The organism is Lutibacter sp. (assembly GCF_013139515.1).
GTDB lineage: Bacteria > Bacteroidota > Bacteroidia > Flavobacteriales > Flavobacteriaceae > Lutibacter.
In genome coordinates, this window is sequence record NZ_WTAR01000123.1 from 1 (window position 1) to 20,072 (window position 20,072).

Here is a 20,072-nt window from a genome sequence, read left to right on the forward strand (position 1 = left end):
ATCTCCTGTCAGTGTTACGGTGTAGGTTGCTGTACCTGCTGACTCATCTACTGTCACATCTGCAATGGCAATACTTGCCGCATCATTGTCCGTAATGGTTCCTATAGCAACTGCATCTGAAATCGAAATTGCTTGTCCGTTTGTATTACTTAGGGTAATTGTTCCTGTGAAAGTTTCTGTTGGCTCTAAAATTAAATCTCCTAAAATATTTACTGGAATATCTATACTTGTACTTCCTGCTGGAATCGTAACTACTACAGAAGATTCTGTAATATAATCCGATGCTGCAGTCGCTGTCCCAACTGTCGTTGAGAAACTAAGTATAACATCATCTTGTGCTTCACCATTTATTGTAACGGCGAAGTTTAAAATTTGAGCACTTTCTGTTTCTGCTATAGAAGTATCTGCAATACTTATAGTAAACACCTCATCATCTGTAATTGTTCCAATTGCTTGAGCATCATAAGTTACTAAGGCATTTGTAATACTTGAGAAATCTAAAGAATAAGTCTCTGTTGGTTCTGCAATAATATCTTCCGAAGTTGGAACTGTAATTGTAAAAGATTCTGGAGTTGTTCCTGTAAAATTAAGTGTTCCAGATTGCGCTGTATAATCTGAAATATCAATTGCTGAATTATCAACCGTTGTGTAATCTATACTTACTCCACCTTGTACATTTCCTGTTAAGGTTACTGTAAATACTGCATTATTTCCTTCATCAACCGTAATATCAGAAACTGTTAAAGAGGCTACATCATTATCATTTAATGTTGCTGTAGCTTGATTATCATAAGTTACCAATCCATTACTAATAGCACTTAAATTCAATACGAAGTTTTCTACTGCTTCTAAATAGTTATCATCATTTGTAGCGATGGTAACAGTATAAAATTCTGTATCTGTTCCTGTAAAATTTAATGTACTTGATCCACTCGTATAATCGTTTCCTGCAATTGTTGCAGATCCATCTGCTGTTACATAATCGATTGTGAAACCACCTTGAACAGCTCCAGAAAGAGTTACTGTAAATACTGCATTTGCACCTTCAGTAATTGTTATATCTCCTATTGCTAAAGAAGCTGCATCATTATCTGAAATTGTAACTGTAGCTACATCATTTACACCATCAATTGTTGCTTCAGTATCACCCGAAGTGATTGTATTTAAAGTGACTATTACTGTTTCACTTGCTTCAAGAATTGTATCATCAACAACAGTTACGTCAATAGTTGCTTCTGTAGAACCTGCTGGAATTGTTACTGTTCCTGTTAAAGTTGTGTAATCATTTGCCTCAGTTGCAGTACCTGTTATTAAATAACTTATTACGGTATCAACATCTGAAGCATTACTTATACTCACTGTAAACTGACCATTATTACTTGGTTCTGAAGCTGTTGCATCATTCGCTAAAATGCTTATTAAAGCGCTATCCTCATCGGCTATTGTAACAGTTGCTGTTACAGGTGTACCAATTGAAATATCTGCATCGCCTGAAGTAATTGTATCTAAAGTAATAATAACTGTTTCACTTGCTTCTAAAATATTATCATTTAAAACTGAAACATCAATTGTTGTTGATGTACTTCCTGCTGGAATTGTAACCGAACCTGTTAAAGTTGTATAATCATTTGCTGCTGTTGCAGTTCCTGAAATTGTGTAACTAATTACGGTTGGTGTTGATGAAGTTAAGCCTATACTTACTGTAAACTGACCATTATTACTTGGCTCAGCAGCTGTTGCATCATTTGCAACTACACTTACTGTTGTTGCATCATTATCTGTAATTGTTCCTAAACCACTATCATCTGAGAATGTAATATCTCTTCCTCCAAAATCATTTTCAGATAAATCAACCGTAAACGTTTCTGTAGGCTCTAAAATATCATCGCCATTCACAACTATTGTAATGGTTTGAGTTTCTCCTGTTGTACCACTAAAATTAATAGTACCAAATTGTGCAACGTAATCTAAACCTGCTAAGGCTTCTATATTAGCTGTTGTGTAATCTACAGAGAATGGTCCGTCTGTACTTTGGCCATTATGAGTTACTGTAAATACATAATTTACTGTTGCTACTCCATCTACCTCAACTTCCGTAACATCATCAATTGTTAACGTAACAGCATCATTATCTGTAATTGTTCCAACTGCTGAAGCAATTGCTCCTCCTCCATTTAATGTTATGGCTTGACCATTTGTTACCAATGAACTTAGTATACCATTTAATAATTCTGTTGGTTCCGTAATATTATCATCAGCTATTGTGATTGTAACTGTTTGTGAATTCGCATTTGCTGCTCCAAAATTAAGTGTAGTTGAAGAAACAGCTGTATAATCTAAACCTGCAGTTGCCGAAACATTTGAAGTTCCAAAAACAACTGAAACTACATTTTGAATTGTTTGATTTAATGTAATTGTAAAGTCGGCTGTTCCTGCTGCTTCATTAACTGTAAATCCTGCAATTGAAATTACTGCCGTATCATCATCATTAATTATACCTGTTGCAGTATCTGTACCTATAGAAACTTGTTGTCCGTTTGCATTTACTAATGTTATTGCACCAGTAAATGATTCTGTTGGTTCAACTAGTAAATCTCCTAGTACTTCAATTGGAATATTTACGAATAAATCACCTGGTAAAATAGTGTATTGAACAGCTGTTTGCGCTGTAAAATCAGTTGCAACTGCTGTACCATTTGTTGTTGTAAAACTAATTACAATTTCTTCCTGAGCTGCAATATCTATACTTGCTATAAAATTATGGAATACGTTTCCATTGGTTTCCGTAATTGTGAAACCAGCTAAGTTTATTGCTGTTACTGGATCATCATCAGTAATTGTTCCTAAACCTTCAGCATCAACTATTGATGCACTACCTGTAGAAACAATATTACTTAAATCTACTGTATATGTTTCAGTAGGCTCAGCAATTGTATTGTCGATTATTGGAACTGTAATTGTTTGAGTTGCTCCTGTATTTGAGCCTGCTGGGAATGTTAAAGTTCCTACAGTTGTTGTATAATCTGATGGTTGAAGTGCTGGGTTAATAGCTGCTCCATCAGTAGTTGTATAATCTACTGTTAATGCATCTTGAATATGACCTGTTAATGTTACTGTAAATACAGCTGTACCACTTGCAACATCTTCAGTTACCGTAACATCATCTATAACTACACTTGCTGCATCGTTATCTGTGATTGTACTCGTTGCTGTTGGCGTTGAAATTGTTACATCCTGACTATTAGCAACTAAATTACTTAACGTACCTACTAATGTTTCAGAAGGTTCTACTAAATCATCATCATTAATTGTCACAGTTACTGTTTGAACTAATGGATTGGCTGCTCCAAAATTAAGCGTAGTTGTTCCAACTGCTGTATAATCTGAACCTGCTAATGCAGTAATATTTGATGTTGCAAAATCTACTGTAAATGCATTTTGAACAACTCTATTTAATGTAATTGTGTAATCTGCAGTTCCTGCTGCTTCGTTAACACTAAACCCTGCGATGGTAATTATTGCTGGATCGTTATCATTAATTGTTACTGTATCTGTTCCTGTTCCAATTGACACTTGTTGTGCATTGGCGTTAGTAATTGCAATTGTTGCTGTAAATGCTTCTTGTGGTTCTGTAATTAAATCTCCAAGAATATCAACTGGAATATTTACACTTGTGGTTCCTGCTAAAATAGTAACAACTGTTGCTGCTTGAGCTGTGTAATCGTTTCCATCTAAAGCATTTCCATTAGCTGTTGAGAAACTTAATACGATGTCATATTCTGCGGCAATATTTGTACTTGCAACAAAATTTTGAGATTGAGTTCCGTCTGTTTCAGTTATTGTAAATCCTGCTAAATCAATTACAACTGCATCATTATCTAATATTGTTGATGTATCACTTGCAGTTCCAATAGAAATATCCTGACCATTTACATTACTTAATGCAAAAGTTCCTGTAAAGGTTTCGGTTGGTTCAGCTATTAAATCGCCCAAAATATCAACTGGAATATTCCACGTTGTTGCACCTGCAGTTAACGTATAAGGTTGTGTGGTTTGCGCAGTTAAATCACTTCCTGATGTTGTAGAAATATCAGTAGTTGTAAACGTAATAATGATATCTTCTTGCGATGCAATATCACTTGTTATTACAAAATTAGCTGTTTGTGTAGCTTCTGTTTCAGTAATTGAGAAACCTGCTATATCTAATTGAAGGGGGTCGTTATCTGTAATGGTACCTAAGCCTTGATTGTCTGTAAATGAAGCTGTTCCTGTTGATGAAATAGCACTTAAATCAATAGTATAGGTTTCAGTTGGTTCAGCAATTACATCATTTAATATAGTTACAACAATTGGTTGTGTTGTTGTACCTGTAGACCCTCCAACAAAAGTTACTGTTCCTGAAGCCAATGTATAATCACTTCCTGATAAAGCATCAATATTTACTGTTGTATAATCAACTGTTAAATCATCTTGAATATCACCTGTTAGTGTTACCGTAAATGTTGCAGTTCCAACAGCTTCATTTACGCTCACATTATTAATAGCAATGGTTGCTACATCATTATCATTAATTGTAATTGTTGCCTGAGTTGAAGCTCCACCACCAAAGAATGTTACATTTTGGCTTGCTCCATCAATTTTATTACTAATTGTACCAAATAAGTCTTCTGAAGGTTCTACAAAAGAATCATTAGTAATTGGTATTGTAACTGTTTGTGTTAACGCATTTGCTCCTCCAAAGTTTAATATTGAAGTAACTGCCGTATAATCTGAACCTGATAAAGCCGTATTATTAGAAGTTGCAAAATCAATTGTAAATGCCGTTTGAACGGATTTATCCATAGTAATTGTAAAATCTGCTGTTCCAGCATCTTCATTTACAGTAACACCTGTTATTGAAATTACTGCTGCATCATCATTTGTAATTGTTCCAATTGCAGAAGCATCTGCAAAAGTAATTGCAGCACCTGGTGCACTTACTGGTACAATATTACTTAAGTTAACAAAGAATGTTTCATCTAATTCAACTTTTTGATCTCCGTTTATAGTAACATTAATTATTTTTGTTTCACCTGCTGTTCCGGTAAATGTTAATGTTCCTGAACTTGCTCCATAATCTAAATCTGCTGTTGTTGCAGTATTATCAACTGTTGTATAATCTATTGTTAAACCATCTTCAACATCCATATCTAATGTAACTGTGAATGTAAGCGTTTGAGTTCCGCTATCTTCTTCTACAATAGTTTCATTTGCAATAGAAAGTGTTGCATTATCATCGTTTGTAATGGTTCCTACTCCTGTTTTTCCTGCTGGAATAATCGTTATATTTTTTCCTGGGGCATTTACTGAATTTAAAACTACGTTGAAAGTTTCGTTACTTTCAACCATTGTATCACCATTTACAACAATGGTAATTGTTTGAGTTTCTCCAATTGCACCAGTTGTAAAGTTAACTGAACCACCTGCACCTGTAAAATCGGTTGGTGATTTTGCCACACCACTTTGAGTAAAAAATGAAACGCTATAACCACCAACAACCTCAGCACCTGAATGCGTTACTGTAAATATAAAATTGGTTGTTCCACTATCAGTTTCTAATTGAGAAAAACTATTTATTGAAACAAAAGCAGCATCGTCATCTGCATTGGTTACAGATACATCGTCTGGGTTTAACGGATCGTAATTTGCGTCCGTTGTTAAACCTACATTTACTGTATTTAGAATTGTGTAAACAATATCTCCATCTACTAAAATTTCATCTGCACCAGTAACAGTTATTGTTTGAGGAACATTCCAATCTGTATGATCAAAAGTAAGTTGTGCTAAATCAACCGTTCCTTCAGTTAAATCATTACTAGCTACATCTACTACAACTACATAATTTATAGCATCGGTAGCTGGTTTACTTGTTAATACAACTGTAAATGTTGCTGTTCCGCCAGCTTCAGTAGTATTTAATGTCAGCGGAGTTACAATAAATCCGGCTGTATCATTGTCATTATTTACAACAGCTACATCATCAACTACCATTGTATTATAATTAGGATCGGTTGAAGTTGCTGCACTTGTTACAATATTGTAACCAACATTTCCATCTACAATTTCATCATCTTTACCTGTTACAGTAACTGTTTGTACATTGCTCCAATTTGCGGGAGTAAATGTTAATGTAATTGGGCTAAAAGTATCACTTTCAGTAGTGTCATCACTGGTTAGTGTAATGGTTACATTATCGGTTGGTTCTGTATCTAATACTACTGTAAAAGTAGCTGTATTTCCATCTTCAGAAGTTGCATTACTAATTGTAGAAACTGTAACACCTGCAACATCGTTATCTAAATTAGTTGCGCTTACATCTGCTGGCTCTACATTATAATATCCTGAAAGTGGATCGGTTAATGTTTGGTTTGTAGTTAATAATATAGTGTAAGGAATATCTCCATCATCAACATCGTCATTTACACCTGTTACTGTTACTGTTTGTGGAATGTTCCAATTTCCTGCATTAAAAGTTAATGTGCTTGTTGAAACAGTTCCTTCAGTTAAATCACTACTTACTACATTAAATATTACATCACCTGTTGGTGCACTTGGTAATACAACTGTAAATGTATCAGTTGCTATATCTTCATCGGTTACAATAACCGTTGGAGAAACTACCACTGTATTATTTGGCAATGCATTTATTGTGATAGTAAAACTGCAAGTTTCTGAATTTCCTGCTGCATCATAAGCAATATAATCAACAGTTGTTGTTCCTAAATTGAAAACATCAGAACTTAATTCATTAATTCCTGAAACTTGTGCTGTTGCAATTGTTGCACCTGAGAACTCGTAAGTTAATTTTGTTACTGAACAATTATCGCCATATGTTGGCGCTGCAATAGCGGCAACAGTTACTAAAGTGTCTCCTCCTGAAGCTACATCTTGTGTAATATTTGCTGGACATGTAATAGTTGGGTTTTGATTATCTGTTACAACAACGTTAAAATTAATGGTAGTTCCATTTCCATAAGTGTCTAAAGTTGTCCAAGTTACTATAGTAGTTCCTTGATTGAAAATTTGTCCGTTTAAAGTTGTGTTTAATCCTGTAACAACTGTTGTTACACCACTTACTGTATAAGTTATTGTTGGCGACAAGTCACAATTATCCCAAGGATTCCATAAATTATCTAAATGCGTATAGGTACAAAATGTATTGTCTGTAACTTCATTTCTATCAGTTAAGTCATTTAAAGTTGGTGCTTGTGTATCTTGAACAGTTATTGTAGTAGAACAAGTTGATGAGTTTCCAGCAGCGTCTGTTACTTTTAAATAAGCTGTTGGCGTTCCAATTTCACCACAATTATATGTTATTGTTGGTGTAAAAGTGCTATTGTCTTTTGAAATTTCATAAAGAATAATTCCACAAGCATCATTTGATGCATTGTCAATATCGCTTGGGTTTACAACTAGTTGCCCATTTCTATCTAGGTTTGCTGTAAATGCTTGACAAATTGCATTCGGATTTTGTTCATCATTAACAGTTACAGTATAAACACAAGTTTCTGAATTTCCAGACGCATCTGTAGCTGTCCAAGTTACTGTTGTAACTCCATTATTAAATACTTCACCATTTAATGTTGTTCCTGTTCCAGATGTTACACCCGTTAAATTATAAGTTAAAGTACTAACTGCGCAATTATCTAATGCAGTTAAATTCCAAGTATCGTTAGGGTGTGTATATGTACAAACATTAGTATCAGTAGTTACAATCTGATTTGTTTCACAGAATGTAAAAATTGGTTTTACGGTATCTTGAACTGTTACTGTTGAATTACAATTTGATATATTACCATTATTATCTGTAACTGTTAGTGTTACAATATTTACGCCTAAATCCGCACACGTAAATGCTGTTTTACTTGCTGAAAGACTTAAAATTCCGCAAGCATCACTTGAGCCATTATCTATTTCAGCAGCTGTTAATGTATAATTTCCGCTTCCATCTAGTTGAACAGTTATATTTTGACAAACAACATTAGGATTTACATTGTCTTCAATTGTTATTGTTGAAGTACAAGCTGTTGAAGTATTTCCAGCCACATCTGTTACCTTATGATACAATGTTTTTGTTGAACTTACATCGCCACAATTATACGTAACTGAAGGCGTATATGTAATATCATCTTTAGAAACTAAGTAACTTGCTATACTACAATTATCTGTTGAAGTATTATCAACATCAGACCCTAAAATGGTTACATTTCCTGCTGCATCTAACTGAACTGTAATATCTTTACATGCTGCTACTGGTGGAATAAAGTCCTGAACTGTAACTGTTGCTTCACAAGTTGCAGTATTTCCACTTAAATCTGTTACTGTTAATGTCACTGTATTTGCACCAAGGTTAACACACGTAAAAGCTGTTGTACTTGCTAAAATACTTTGAATTCCACAATTATCAAATGAACCGTTATTAATATCTTCGGCAACTATTGAAGCATTTCCTGAAGCATCTAATTGAATTGCAATGTTTTGACAAACAGGAGTTGGTACTTGATTATCATTTACTGTAATTGTATATGAACACGTTGATGAATTTCCTGAACCATCAATTGCCGTCCAAGTAATTGTTGTAATTCCTTTATTAAATAATTGTGAATCTAATGATGTATTTGCAAGATTATCTGCGAGAATTGTATCACCAGACAAGGCATAAGTTAGACCTGCAATAGTTGTACAAGTATCTGTTGCTGTTGCATCCCAAGTTATTCCACTGTGTGTGTATGTACAAACATTGGTATCTGTATTTACAGTTTGGTTTGTAGTGCAAGAAATTATTGGGTTTGTACTGTCTTCAACAGTAACTACTGCAGTACATGTTGAAACATTACTATTATTATCTGTTACTGTTAAAGTAACTGTATTTGTTACAGGATTTGATCCTAAATTAGAACAATCAAAATCGGTTTTATTAATAGTAGCACTTGCAATTCCACAAGCATCACTTGAACCATTATCTATTTGTGCTGCATTTATTACTGCGTTTCCTGAAGCATCTAATTGAATTGTTATGTCTTGACAAATTGCAGTTGGCTGAACAGTATCTACAATAGTAACAATTGCATTACAAGTATCTGAATTCCCTGCAGGATCAGTTACAGTTAATACTACTGAATTTGCACCAATATTAGTGCAGTTAAACGTATTTGGAATTGCTGTATAAACTAAACTACTTAAACAATTATCATAAGAACCATTATCTACATCAGTTCCTACAATAGTAGCATTACCAAAAGCATCTAAATTAACTGTAATATTTTTACACACTGCTACTGGGTTTACATCATCAGTAATAGTTACAGTTGCATCACAAGTTGAAGTATTTCCATTGTTATCTGTTACTGTTAAAGTTACTGTATTTACACCTACATTGGTACAATCAAATACAGTTTTACTTGCTGAGATACTTGATATTCCACAAGCATCATTTGAACCATTATTAATTTGTGAAGCTAAAATAGTTGCATTTCCAAGTGCATCAAGTGCTACTGTTAGTGGTTTACAAATTGCTGTTGGAGCAGTTGTATCTTCCACAGTAACTATTGCATCACATGTTGCTGCATTTCCAAAATTATCAGTTACTGTTAATGTAACCGTATTATCACCAACATCTATACAATCAAAAATAGTTGGCGAAACTGCTAAACTTGCAATGCCACTTGGATCTGCTGACCCTAAACCTATAGCTGCAATATTATCAACTGTTAATGTATAATTTCCTGCTGCGTTTAATTGAACAGTTAGTGGATTACAAACTACTGTTGGAGCCTCATTATCTTGAATAATAACTAAATAACTACCCGTATTTGTATTTCCATAAATATCCGTTCCAGTCCAAACTACAGTATGTGTGCCTACTGTAAAGGATTCGCCAATAATTGAAGTGCTTAAATCTGTTCCAATAATTGCACCACCATCTATTTGATAGGTTATTGTTTCAACAGTACAATTATCTGTTACTGTAGGATTCCAAAGAATATCTGCCGGATTTGTAGCTGTATAGGTATTAACACCTGAATCTGTATTTCTTGTTTGATTTGCAACTGTTAAAACTGTTGGAGGCTCAGGGTCTGTAACTGTAAATTCAGTGGTACAAGTTGAACTAATGTTACCACTTAAATCGTATAATCTCCAAACTACAGTTGTTGTGGGAGTTGCAGTGGTTCCTACAGGAATTTGTTGACCTACTAATGTTGTAGATAAATCTGTACCCACTTCTGCTGCCCCATTTATTGAATATGTTAATTTTTGTACTCCATCGTTATCAGCAAAATTATATGGATCATATTCTGAACCAGGAATTAAATAATAACATTGACTTGCTTCTGCTATTTTAACCGCTGTTACATTTGGACAATTAGTGATTGTTGGAGGTTCAACATCAGTAATAATTATTTGAACTGTACAAGTTGCAGTATTTCCACTATCATCAGTAGCTATCCAAATTACTATAGTAGTTCCCATTGGGAAAGTTTCATCTACTAAAGTAGTTAAGTTATTGTAATCGTTTTCAATAGTTACAGAACAATTATCTAGATAATCTGTTGGATCAAACTCTGTTCCAAGTGCTGTATAAAATGCTTCACTTACATCTGTATTTCTATGAAACTCATTTCCTGGTGAACCTGCTGCACAAGTTATTGATGGTGGAATATTATCTATAACAGTAATATCAAACGTATATGAAAAAGAATTTCCTGCTTCATCTAACACTAAATAAGTAACTGGTGTAACACCCACTGGAAAAACATATCCTGGTGTTGCATATGAAGGTGAAACTGTTGTAATTAGATCTCCATCAAGTGTAACGTTATCTATTATTACTGGCGGTGTGTAAGAAACTGCTGCACTACAACCGCTTAATGTATTTATCGTTATGTTTTGTGGCGCTGTTTGCAATCTAGGTAATTCTGTATCAACAACATACGCAAAAAATGCTGCTTGACTTACATTACCACTATCATCCGTTGCTTCCCAAGTAATACTATTTTCACCCAATATTAATTGACGGCCTGCTAGGGTTGTAACACCAAATTCATTCACAACTTTTGTAACAATTCCACAATTATCTGCAGCTGTTACATCATCAAATTCTGTTCCTAAAACTGTATAATAATTTTGGTTTACATCTGTACTACGCGTTTGATTTCCAGGAACTACAAGAATTGGTGCTTCATTATCTTGAATTGTCAAATCAAAAGAACATGCTGCTGTTTGCCCTCCAGAATCTGTTGCTGTCCATGTAATTGTAATTACTCCTGAACCAATACTTCCTCTAGGAATACTAATTCCTGAAAGTGTATTATTTCCTGTAACCTCTAATAAAGTATTTGGGTTGATAAAACTCCAAGTTATTGTTGGATTTGTACAATTATCAGAAAATGATGTTGGATCAAATTCATTCCCTAATACTATGTATGAACAAGTTCCAGAGTCTGTAACTCTAGTTTTATTTGTAATACAAGCAATAGTTGGAGGTGCGTCTGTTACAATTACATTAAATGTACAAGTTGAAACATTATCATTATTATCTGTAGCTGTATAGGTTACTGTTGTAGTTCCTACACTAAATAAACTTCCTGGTGAATGTGTAGATACAAAACTTTTCATTCCACTACAAGCATCAGTTGCAGATAATGCAGGCCAAGAAACTACAGATTGACAAGTATTTCCTGAAGCTTCAGCTGTTAAATCTGCTACCGGACAATTTGTAATTATAGGTGCTTCATTATCATAAACCGTAACTGTTTGAATATATATTGTTGTGTTATTACTTTCATCAGTTAACACCCATCTTACATTTGTTGTTCCTAATAAAAATGTGACAGGAGCATCATTTGTTATTGTAATATTTGCTGGTATTGTACAATTATCTGTTGCTGTTGGTGCAGTCAATGTCATTGTATTTGTACAAGTACCCGAATCTACATTTACTGTAACATTATCAAATGGGACATCTAAAACTGGTGGTGTTAAATCAACAACTGTAAAATTAAAACTACACGTATTATTATAAACAGTTCCATCAATAGTTTGTGATGCTGTCCATGTTATTGTAGTTGCTCCTTTAGGAATAGTTGCTCCTTCTAATGTTGTATTAGATGGTGCTCCAGCTAAATCATGTGTTAAGGTTCTTCCTGAACCTGAAACTGAAGTAAAAATAGCATCATACGTTGTAATTCCTGTTCCAACTGTAAAGCCACAAGCGCCTACTGAAGTGTTTAAAGTTACATCAACTGGGCATTCAATAATTGGCACAAATGAGTCTACAACAGTTACATTAACAATGCAAGTATCAGTATTCCCAGTTGGATCAATAGCTGTCCAAGTTATAGGATTATTACCAATTAATAGTTGTGTACTGTTTAAATATCTTGTTCCTGTTAAATTATTAGTGTATGATGACACTTTACAATTATCACTAGCAGTTGGTGTAAATTCACTTCCAATTACTTCATAATAAATAACAGAAGAATTTTTATATTCTCTAAAATAGGTTGATGTTGGACAATTAATAACAGGGTCTATATTATCTATTACTGTTACAACTTGGGTATGATATACATAATTATTATTTGCATCTTTGGTTTCCCAATAAACATTAGTTGAGCCACTATCAAAACTATTACTACTTGGATTTCTAGTAAATACAATATCTATAGGCGCATCACAATTATCAGTAGCTGTAGGAGTTCCTAAATTTACATTTGCAGCTGTACAACTTGCTGCATCTACATTAACGGTAATATCAATAGGCCATGTTATCACAGGGTTTTGATTATCATTAACTGTAACAGTAAATGAACAACATATATTTGTATTACCAAGTCCATCATCAGAAACCCAATTTACTGTTGTTGTTCCTTTATTAAAAACAACTCCATTAAGTGTTGTTCCAATTCCTGAAGCATCAACAGTTACACCAGAAAGTGTATACGTTAAAGTTGTTCCTGGTGTAGTTGATGTAACATCAAACTCTACTCCTTGAATTGTATACGTACAAGTATTTATATCAGTAGATTTCGTTTGATTACCACGACAGGTTACTGAAGGTGGATCAGCACTATTAATTGTTATGGTAATTGAACAAATTGCTTCATTACCTGCGTTATCAATAATACTCCAATTAACTACTGTATCTCCAAGTAAAAATTGCTCTCCAACTAACGTACTAGTTCCATTAAAATCATTAATTACACTTAATATACCTGAACAATCCCAAACATCATATGGGTTAAATTCATGGTCAAAAACAGTATAATATGTTTGTCCTTCATCTACTTGTCTACATAATGAAACTGGGCAACTAATACTTGGTATAGTAGTATCAGCAACTGTTACTGTTTGAATTACTGTTGATGTATTTTTATTAACATCACTTACACTCCAAGTTACATTAGTAACTCCTATTGGATATCTTGATGGAGCATCATTACTAAAACTACTAACTCCACAATTATCACTTGTTGTTGGCGTTCCTAAAGCCACACCTGTTGCATAGCATCCTGAATTTGTTGTAGTTAAAATATTTGCTGGTGGCGTAATTACTGGATCTTCATTATCAGTTACAAAAACATAATAACTACAATTATTTGTATATAATGTACCATCAATTGTTTGTGAAGCTGTCCAAGTTACTAAGGTAGTTCCTTTAGGAAAAACTGCTCCTGCAAGTGATGCTAAACTATTAAAATCGTTAATAAGTGTTGCTCCAGCTGATGTTGAAGTCGCATCAATTTCTGTTCCTAGAGATACATAATCACAAACTACATTTGTGCTTTTAGATTGATCTCCAACACAAGTTATTGCTGGGTATAAATCTGAAACAACATTAACTATAACATCACAAGTTGTAACATTACCAGCCGTATCAGTTGCTGTCCATGTAATAGTATATGGGCCTTCAGTTAATTGCTCTCCGTTTAAACTTGAAGTTGCATTAAAATTATTTATGTATGAAGTTAAAGCACAATTATCTGAAACTACTGGTTTAAATTCATCAATACCAACGGTATAATAATTAAATCCATCATCATAAACTCTTGTGTAAGAACTTCCCGGACAAGAAATTACAGGATTAACATCATCAACAACAGTTATTGCAATTGTTTTTAATGTTTCATTTCCATAATTATCTTTCACACTCCATTGTACATTTGTAGTTCCAACAGGAAATTCAACAAAAGCTAATGACCGATAATTGTTATAATTATTAAGAATTGTATAATTTGAATTTGTACAGTTATCACTAATACTCTGGGGGTCAAATTCAGTTCCAACAGTAGTATAATAACAACTTGTTGCTGAAGTTGATTTTGTTATTGAAGTAATTAAACTATAAGCAGGAGCAGTAACATCCTGAACATTAACTTGATACTCTAAAGTTGAAACATTTCCTCCGGCATCTGTTGCAGACCAAACCACTACAGTAATTCCTACTGGAAATTGAAAACTTGCTAATGTAGAAGTATTATTTTGATTATTAACCAATACAACTCCCGGACAGTTATCTGTAACTGAAGGATCAAACTCAGTTCCAATTGCTTCATAATAACAAACATTTGAAGGCGCATTTCTTGTTTGATTTGTAATTGTTGAAATTACTGGGAATAACGGATCAATTATTGTAATATCAAACGTACAAGTTTCAGTATTGCTGCTTAAATCAGTAACAGACCATATAACTGTATGCGTTCCTGGAGCAAGAATTTCATTTGCTAAGGTTGTAGACAGTCCACCCGAAATACCATTTAACGTATATGATACAACTAAACTTCCCATTGCATCACAATTATCAGAAAGGTTTAATGGATCAAATTCGGTTCCGCTAATTACATAAGTACATTCATCAATTGGTATATTTCGAATTTCATTTCCATAACATGTAAAAGTTGGAGCTTGATTATCTGCAACTGAAATAGTATATGGTATTGAACTTACAGAATTTCCATTCACATCAACAACTGTCCATATTATTGAGTAAGGAAATGCAGTGTCTTTAGATAATTGCAAGCCTGCTATAGTATTAGAGCCCGTAAATTCAGTTACTCCATTTTTAGTAATTATATACGTTGGTGTTTGTGTACTACAATTATCTGCTACATTACGTAAATCAAAAACTGTATCTGGTATTGTGTAAAAACATTCTCCAGGGTCTGTTGTTCTATCATAACTATAACTTAGTGCAGGTTCACCTGTTGGTTGCGTAAAAGTTGGATCTTGTAAATCATCAACTCTTAAATAAATAGTACATGTTGAAGCATTATTTGAATCATCAGTTGCTGTCCAAACAATTGTATGTAAACCTACAGGAATTTCCTTACCTTCTAATGTTGTTGTTCCATCAAATGAATTTGTAGCTGCGTTTACTAAACATCCATCATCTGTTGTTGGGTCAAACTCTGTTCCTGAAACAGTATAAAAACAAATGCCTGCAGCTGCAGGTTTAATAAATGGGCTTCCTAAAGTACTTGGTACACCCAAACTAATTTCAGGACAAGCCAATACAGGTGGAGTTAAATCGTTTACAATTACGTTAAAACTCATAAATGTTGTATTTCCAACAGCATCAATTGCTCTATACCTTATTAAAGTAGTTCCTACAGGAAAAGCTGAACCACTAACTAAACCAGTAACTTGTCCAAAAATTGAAACACCACAATTATCGTTTGGTGTTGGTTCAGTCCAAGATACTACAGCATCACAACCCGTTGAAATATTAGTTGTAATATCACTAATTGCTGAAATTGTAGGTGAAATATTATCTGTTACTGTAACTCTATAAGTACTTGTTCTTGTGTTAGTTCCATCACTAACAGTCCATACAATTGTATTTATTCCCTGCGGAATTATTACATCTGCAAGTGAAACAGCTTCAACTGGAGTATTAGAATTTATAGTGTATGTTACTGATGTAATTGTACAATTATCTGAATAAGTTGCATCAAACTCTGTACCTACAACAGCATAACCACAGCCTGAAGTTGTATTTCTACTTTGATTTCCAATACTTGAAATTATTGGAGCTTGATTATCTAAAACAGTTTTTGTAAATGTTAACGGAGTTGATGTATTTGTTCCATCTGAAGCTATCCAAGTAATTATGTTTGCACCACTTAACAAGTTTTCACCTGCAAGAGTAGTAGTCCCCGATAATATAGTAGCACCTGATACTGTGTAAGATAGAACTATTCCTGAACAATTATCAGAAACACTTGGATCAAATTCAGAACCTTTTACTAAATAATAACACAATCCTGGATCTTGATTAACATTTGATGTAACGGTATCTAATGTTGATGTTAGTATTGGTGAAATATTATCAGCTACAGTAACAGTTGCATTGCAAGTATTGGTATTTCCTGCAGCATCTTTAACAGTCATTACTACAATATTATCACCTTTATCTGCACAGTTAAATGATGTTTTACTTAATGTGATTATTAAACTTTCCTGAGCAGTACAATTATCTGAAGATAAATTATTTACATCAGAAACAGTTAAAGTAGCAACACCTGATGCATTTAAATTTATGGTAACAGGTTTACATAAAGCGATTGGTGCAATATCATCTAAAACAACTACATCAAATACGCAAGGGTTACTTATATTCCCTACTTCATCAGTAGTTGTATAGGTTACTGTTGTAGTTCCAACAGGAAAAGTATCACCTGGATTATGTGATTTTATCCAAGTTAAACTTCCTTCAAAAGTACAATTATCAGTTGCTGTAGGTTCTACCCAATTAACAACCGCATCACATTGACCAGCATCAACACCTTGAGAAATATTTGTAGGACAACTGCTTATTACTGGTTTTTGATTATCAACAACAATCACATCAAAACTACATGTTGCACTTATATTTAATGCTATATCGGTAGCTGTATATGTTACGGTAGTTGTACCTGAAGAAAATAAATCGCCTGGTTCATGAGATTTAGTCCAAACCAAATTTCCTTCCAAAGTACAATTGTCTGTTGCCGCAGGTTCTGTCCAAGAAACAATAGCTGTACACACACCATTATCACTTGATTTTGTAATATTTGCTGGACATCCTGTAATTACAGGAATTTGATTATCACTAACTGTTATTGTAAAACTATTTTCAAAAGTATTTAAGTTTGCATCCGTTACTGTATATGTTATTGTTGAAATTCCAACCGGAAAAATTGAACCATTTGCCAAACCAACAGTTTGTAAAATACTACTTCCCGAACAATTATCAGCTGAAGTTGGTTCAACCCAAGAAACAACTGCTCCACACATATTGTTATCATTATTTACTGAAATGTTTATTGGTAAATTAACAATTGTTGGATTTTCATTATCAGTAATAGTTACTGTAAAACTACAGCTTGCACTATTTCCTGAAGCATCTGTAACTTCAAAAGTATTAGTGGTAACTCCTACTGGAAAAGTTACACCACTTGCTAAACCAGCTATTTGCAATGTATTAGCTCCTACACAATTATCTGTTCCAATTGGAGCAGTATAAGTTACAACAGCACCACAAACATTTGCATCAATATTTTGTGAAATATTTGAAGGACATGATATTATTGGTAATTCATTATCAGTAACTGTAATTGTAAAACTATTTTCTAAAGTATTTAAACTAGCATCAGTTGCTTTGTATGTTATTGTTGAAATTCCTATTGGAAATAAAGAGCCACTTACCAAACCTAAAGTTTGAGCAATACTTTGGCCCGTGCAATTATCTGCTGCTGTTGGCTCTGCCCAAGAAACAATTGCACCACAGGAAGATGCATCATTATTAACTGCAATATTTACAGGAAGATTTACAATGGTTGGGTTTTCAGTATCATTAATTGTAACAGTAAAACTACACGTTGCTGTATTTAATGCTCCATCAGTTACTGTGGCAGTTACTGTTGTAAGTCCTTTATTAAAGATAGCGCCATCTAATGACATTGCAACGGTTGCAGTAGTTGCGCCTGTTAAACCATAAGAAATTGTTGGAACTCCACAATTATCAGCTGCAGTTACGTTCCATAATGTTCCTGAATGTGTATAAGTGCAAAATCCTGTAGTTGTATTAACTATCTTATCTGCAACACAACTTACGGTTGGATTTTCAGAATCAGAAATTGAAACATCAAAACTACAAGTAGCAATATTACTATTCCCGTCAGTTACTGTCCAAGTTACTGTGGTATTTCCTGGTAAAAATGTTACTCCATTTAAACTAGTTCCAGTGCCCGTTGTAGCACCTGCTAAAACATAAACAGTTGATGCTCCTGTACAATTATCGGTTCCAACGGTATCCCAAGCAGTTCCAGAGTGAATGTATGAGCAACCACTATTGGCCGCAACTGGTTGATTTCCAACGCAAGTAATTTCAGGAAGAATATTATCAATTAATGTTACATTAAAATTGGACGAGTTAAAATTTCCTGCTTCATCAGTAGCTGTAATAGTTATTGTCTGAACTGTTCCATTCCCACTTATTGCAGTTCCTATAACTGGATCTTGTGTTAAAACAATATTTCCTACTATTGAACAATTATCAGAAACTGTTACTAATGAAGTATAATCGGGTATGGTAGTAGCACAAGTTCCTGCTAACGGATTTAATGTTTGGCTGACAGGAGTAGAAATTGTTGGTACACTATTTTCAAGATTTATAGTTAAGGCTTGAGAAATTGTACAACCAAAACTACTTATTGCTCTTACCGTATAATTTGTATTTGCTGTAATATTTGCAACAAAAGGTAAGTCACCACTCTTTACCGTATTTGCTTCATTCCATAATTCATAAATGCTTCCATTTGTTGCCGAAGCGGAAATTGTAAAATTTGTTCCATAACAAATAGGGCTTCCAGCATTTACTGCAATACTTAAAGCTGTAGGAAGTGGATTTACAGTTATTACTGTTGTTGCAGCACTAATTGGTAAAAGTGTACTAAATGCATCATGAACACTTACCAAAGAATATGTTGTTGTAACAATTGGAGAAATATTTATTGGATCACCTCCATAACCTACGCTTTCTGGATCACCATCACTAGCGTAATTATTTATTGTAAAATCACTAGTACCATCAGAATAAACAACTGTATATGGACCAACACTCGCGGCAATTAACACTTGCAATGTTGTGCTTTCTCCTTCACAAATAGTTGTAACACCTTTATTGGTAATAAAGGCATCTTGCGCCTGTACTTGTTGAAAAAAGGTAATTGAAAATAATAAACTTATAAAAAACAGAAAAGACAAACTTCTACTCTTTGCATTTTGTTGTCCTAATTTGGTTAGTAATTGTTTTTTCATAATGTTTGGTTTGTACTTAAATAATTTCTTTTAGTGACTGTAATATATTTTTCGAATAGCCTTTTCTGGTTTTTACAAACCTTAATTATACTATTTTCTTAATTTTTAAAATGTGTGATTGTAAATAAGATATAGGTATAAACAAACAATTTGAAGCTTTCCAAATTATCACCTTATTATTAAGCAGCTTTATTCTTCTAATTATATAAAACATATTTTAAAAATATGTTTTATATAAAATGAGTAATTACAACTCATATGCTAGTTTTTAATAGTTGTTTAGTTGATATATCTTTAACGGATTAAAATTAATACATTTATTATAATAATACAATGACAAATATCATAAATAACAATCAAACGGTGTGAATTACAGTGTAAAATGATTATTTTTGCAAATAAACGGATTTTGGACTCGCAACAAAAAATCAGACATTTTTTTTAAGACCTATGCTGGGCAACATCTATTATAATCTGCAACAAAACTACGCAAATGTTTGCGCTTTTATTATCAACAAAGAAAAGTCTTCTATTTTTAATTAAATAGGAGTTTTTTTGGTTTAAATTAAGTTGCAGTTTAAAATAAAAACAGGGTAAATAATTTTACTGGACTTCCTATATTAGACTGGACATTAAGTTGGGAGATTTAGAGTTACATCAATTAACTTTGAATTATGAAAAAACGAAACAGGAATTACAGTCTATCATTTAAACAAAAGGCAGTAGAATTAAGC

The 20,072-nt window shown here is 33.5% G+C and carries 1 protein-coding gene; it reads right to left on the minus strand.

The window, feature by feature from the left end; translation table 11 throughout:
* A partial coding sequence (locus GQ540_RS10950) for an HYR domain-containing protein (protein WP_291800961.1) occupies positions 1-19,338 on the minus strand: 19,338 nt, incomplete at its 3' end.
* Between the last annotated feature and the right edge of the window lie 734 nt (positions 19,339-20,072).